The organism is Metasolibacillus meyeri, from assembly GCF_003049505.1.
GTDB classification, from domain to species: Bacteria; Bacillota; Bacilli; order Bacillales_A; family Planococcaceae; genus Metasolibacillus; species Metasolibacillus meyeri.
The window spans coordinates 1-2,399 of record NZ_PYWN01000164.1; the positions used below are offsets into that span (position 1 = coordinate 1).

At 38.5% G+C, this 2,399-nt stretch carries 4 protein-coding genes; 2 read left to right on the forward strand and 2 right to left on the reverse strand.

Going from position 1 to position 2,399, the window contains the following annotated elements:
* Window positions 1-568: LPXTG cell wall anchor domain-containing protein (locus C9J34_RS19225; RefSeq protein ID WP_153062657.1), on the forward strand; the 568-nt coding region annotated here is incomplete at its 5' end.
* A 49-nt stretch (window positions 569-617) separates the two neighbouring features.
* Here C9J34_RS19225 and C9J34_RS19230 read toward each other — a convergent pair.
* Both C9J34_RS19230 and C9J34_RS19235 read right to left on the reverse strand, forming a co-directional pair.
* Window positions 618-1,307 (reverse strand): class A sortase, encoded by a 690-nt coding sequence (locus C9J34_RS19230; protein ID WP_107841793.1) that lies wholly within the window; start codon window positions 1,305-1,307, stop codon window positions 618-620.
* Window positions 1,308-1,482: 175 nt separating this feature from the next.
* Complete coding sequence (locus C9J34_RS19235; protein ID WP_420799141.1) at window positions 1,483-1,671, reverse strand: 2-hydroxymuconate tautomerase; 189 nt, start codon at window positions 1,669-1,671, stop codon at window positions 1,483-1,485.
* A gap of 63 nt (window positions 1,672-1,734) precedes the next feature.
* On the opposite strand from C9J34_RS19235, the gene C9J34_RS19240 reads away from it, so the two are divergent.
* Complete coding sequence (locus C9J34_RS19240) at window positions 1,735-2,247, forward strand: YwhD family protein (protein WP_107841795.1); 513 nt, start codon at window positions 1,735-1,737, stop codon at window positions 2,245-2,247.
* Window positions 2,248-2,399: the final 152 nt, after the last annotated feature.

The following is a 2,399-nucleotide window of genomic DNA, read 5'->3' on the forward strand; positions in this document are numbered from 1 at the left end:
AACACCGGAGGAACCAACAGTGCCAGAGGAGCCAACAACTCCACCAACAACACCAGAGGAACCAACAGTACCTGGTGAGCCAACAATTCCACCGACGGTACCAGTAACACCACCAACAGTGGAAGAAGTAATTAAGAAAATTCCTGAAATTCCTGGAATTGTTCCAGTACCACCAACACCAGGTTCAGAAGATCCTGTACGTTATGAAGTACCAAACATTCCACAAATTGTTGAGGAATTAAAGCAAAATCCAGAGAAGCTGCAACAAACAATTCAAGACTTAGAAACATTCATTAAGCAATATGAAGCATTATCTCCAGAGGAGCAAGCATACATCGATGACCTTGTGAATATGGATTTAGTGAGAAGTCTTTTACATGAATTACAAGAAGCAGCTAATGTGCTTGTAGCAGCGAACAATAATCAAAATACTAACCAAAGCAACAATCAAAACAAACTACCACAAACAAATGATGCAAACCAAACAACTGTCATCTTTGTAGGTATTGTGTTATTAGCATTAGGCTTTGCATTATTACGCCGTCGCTTTACAACAACTGAAAAATAAGCATAAACAAAACCCTTCAAGCAGCGGACATCCGTTTGTTTGAAGGGTTTTACTTTTCTTGTGTTGTCTGTTGTAATGCATCTGGTGGTGAGTCGATATTGTATTCTTGTACAAAGCTGGCTTGTACGAGAAGTCGGCGAACGCCTTCGTCTGCGCATGTAATTAATGTGAGTAGCGTTTCATTGACTACATCTTCAATAACATGAACAGCAGTTGCCTCAACAACTTCAATTTTTGTAATTTGATATTCGTAAATTGCATCTGCATGCGTTAAAAAAATAGCATCACCGATTTCGGTGCGATAGAGTGGACCAAATAAAATATCACGATCTTCAAAATAGTGAGCGGCTAAAGCATAGTTGCCTTGCCCCATTATTTGTTTAGGTTTCATCGTACCAGCACCGACTGCTAGTGCATTTTTGCCAACCCCTTTTAAAATGGGAAGATGCATATCGACGCTTGGAATGCCAATACTACCAATAACAGGTAAGTCTTTGCGGTTTGCCTGTGCCTGCAAGACTTCCCAAATCGATAATGATTGCACCTCTTCAAAATCAAAGTCAGCCTCTATTTCATCGTTTAATTCAAGTATCTCTGAGTAGGTTGAAACGGTCACAAGCTCTTCACTTAAACGTTGTACTAATAATGCTTGAATCGGCTTAATAAAAATGAGTGTCAGCCCAACAACGAATAGAGCAATGATGGCAATTAAATTTAAAGTAGAGCGTAGTTTTTTCATTATTAATAGGACACCAACCTTATACAGCAGATTGAAAATTTTTATATTGTACGTTTTGTCCAAAGCGCCTAAATTGTGTTCTACCTACTCTGTCTAAAAACGAAAGCAGATAGAAATGTAAGGAGCTGTCGGAAAAGCCTTATGCAAGCCTGCTTTTCTGACAGCTTCTTCTTAATTATTTATCCATTTGTAGAACGCCTGCAGTAGCGTAATGATTTTTTGACATTTCTTCAATAATAATAGCAATGTTTTCTTTCGGTGCATTGACTGTTTTAGATACAGCTTCGGTTACTTCTTGTACAAGAGCACGCTTTTGTTCATCCGTACGGCCTTCGATCATTTTAATAGTGATGATTGGCATAATATTGTCCTCCTCTATGTAATTTAGTGTATATTATTAATAATAGCACAATTGGAGGTATACGAGATGTTTAATGAAGAAAAACCAAAGCAAAAAATGGGCTTTACGATTATAAAAAATGACCCAACTGATGGGCATAAAGGATTCGGTATTGGTTCTTTAACATTGGAAAATGTGTCGCCTGTTATTATCGATGTAGAAGAGCAAACAGCTATCGTTGATATTGGCGCAATGCATGCGAAAAGCGATGTTGAGCGTGGTATTAAATTTACTGTGAATCGAGAGGATTCCGCAGGCGGTAAAGATTATTGGCTTGTGTGGGTGACAATTGATTATAAAGAGGACGGTCCTTACTACGCAGGGGTGACGGCGTGTGAGATGGTTGTCAATCGCGAAAAGCGTCGTGGCTATAAAATTTTAGCTGATCATGTAAACAAAATGGATAAATCAATGAAACGCAACATTATTGTAGAACATATGGATGATGTATCTAAAAAAGTATTAACTGACTTTCTACAGCAACATAATAGTGAACTATGGCAACGCAGTGACGAAAAACTTCGCAATGATTTAGCTTAAGTTAGTGTGAGCGAAAGCGCAGATAAATCGAGGAATTCGCAGATATTCCAAGGAAAAGCGCAGATAAATTGAGAAATTCGCAGATATCCCAAGGAAAAGCGCAGATAAATTGAGGAATCCGAAGATATCCCAAGGAAAGGCGCAGATAAATT